This window comes from Bradyrhizobium manausense (genome assembly GCF_001440035.1).
Lineage (GTDB): Bacteria > Pseudomonadota > Alphaproteobacteria > Rhizobiales > Xanthobacteraceae > Bradyrhizobium > Bradyrhizobium manausense.
In genome coordinates this window covers 1,791-3,676 of record NZ_LJYG01000095.1, presented here as the reverse complement: position 1 = coordinate 3,676, position 1,886 = coordinate 1,791, and the positions used below count along the sequence as shown (strand labels likewise).

At 34.4% G+C, this 1,886-nt stretch carries 1 protein-coding gene; it reads right to left on the bottom strand.

Features of this window, described 5'->3' with window-relative positions:
- Positions 1 to 1,018 (bottom strand): MobA/MobL family protein (locus AOQ71_RS43735; protein WP_083514426.1); only part of this gene is annotated, 1,018 nt, incomplete at its 3' end.
- Between the last annotated feature and the right edge of the window lie 868 nt (positions 1,019 to 1,886).

Below are 1,886 nucleotides of genomic sequence, written 5' to 3'. Positions count from 1 at the left end.
TAAGCGGTTTAAGGCTGTTTAATAATTCTTTTTCAGCAAGTTTTTGACCACTTAAAATTTTATTGGCCAACTCGGCAGGTAAGGGCACATTGATAAAATTGAGATAATCCGCCTCTGTTTTTTGCTTTGCTTTTTGACGTTTGTTGTATTCATTTACATCAGTTTTTTGACCATTTGCTAGAATGTTTTTTCGTACTTCACCTTCATGAACCGTGGCCGAAATTTGCAAGCCTAAATCTTTATATGATTTATGCGTATAGCGTTCGATTCGGTTGTTTAGCTCTAATGAGTTATTAATAAATCTGCACCACTCTTGACGCATGAATTGCAAAAAATTTTGCTGTGTATTCATCAAATCAGGTTTGTCTTTTTTGATCTCTGAGCCGAATTTGATTGGATTAAAATCTTTTACTTGGTTGCCGAGCTTGAACGTGTCAGCAATCGCTTTTTTCTTACGCTTTGCTGTTAAGTCGCTTTCTGTGAGTGCTGAAATTTTGCAATAAGGAATCACTAAATGGACATGATTATTCTGCATTTGCATACGCAAATCGTCATCTGTGGAAGGTAAATTATGCTTTTCGATTTCCTCTAGTTTTGCCTGTTTCTTTTTTTTGTTGTCTGGTTCGTGAATCGCAAAACTGACTGCTGTTTGATATGTATCTGTGAAATATTTGCAAAAATCTTCGACTAATTTTTTTTGATTCTTTATGTCCAATTCCGCAGGTAATGACATGATTGATGAATAGGCAAGAATGTTTGTTGATGCATGAGAGTTGTTTTCTAAATGATTATAAAATTGTTCTTCGTTCATGCCTGTTTTAATGCCAAGCGGCATTAAAAAACCAGTATCTATTACGCCTTTTTTATTAGAAAAATTATGTTCGTCACCACTCAAACTATTCTGCATTTTTCGTCCTTGAATATACGCAATCGCTCGAAGTGGACTATGACCTTTGGATTTTTTAATTGCAGAAATTCGACAAGAATATTGATTACGAATAATGATTTTATCAGACATGCTTTTGCGCTTTTGCTTTGTACTTTTAAGACATTAGCTGATCAAAAAAATTGGGCAAAGCACAATCGGTTTTAGATCAAGAAAATGGTTTAAAAGTCCCCCCTTCCCTGGTTTTTTGGGGGGGCGCACGACTCAAATTGAATATGAAGCGAAGCGGAATGTTCAATTTGGGTTAAAGTGCGCTTCATTCTACGTCATTTCTACGTTTTCACAGTCTACGCTTGCGCTTGACTGTAAAAACGTGAAATGTCGTGAATGAAGTTGTCACGTAATTCGACTATACACTACAAAAAAAACTGACCTGTATTTGGTGTTATTTTTCGATTTTTTTCACTTGTGATAATTTCAATTAATTGTTTTTTCCGTGATAGTAATATGAATATTGATTACTCTAAATGTGTCTGATGAATACTAAGACAAAATCTTTTTTATAGTATCATTTCAATAATGAGAAAGTGAAAGACTTAGGGACTCAAATCAAATTTTATGCATCATTTAACTGACTTATCATATTTTATAAGTTTTTATTTTTGTATCTTTAAAGTACACCCTAAAGTAACGTCATGGCGACCCCAATCCTGAACCTAAAATCAATGTCTTAGAAGCCGTGGAACATCAATTTTAGTATGCTCAAAGAAAGTCTTAGATTTATACGTAACAATAAAAAGCCAGTTGTATGAACTGGCTGTTATTTGGGATTTACTTACCCATTTCGATTTTTTACCGTGCCTCTCATAAATTAACAGTCAAAGCTGAAGAAGTGTTCTGGGAAACAAGAAACAAAGGCTTTTTGAATATCGCTGTACTCACACTCAGGATGCTTCTCTAAATAACGTCGAGTCCAAATCAGTGTGGCTTCATAATCATT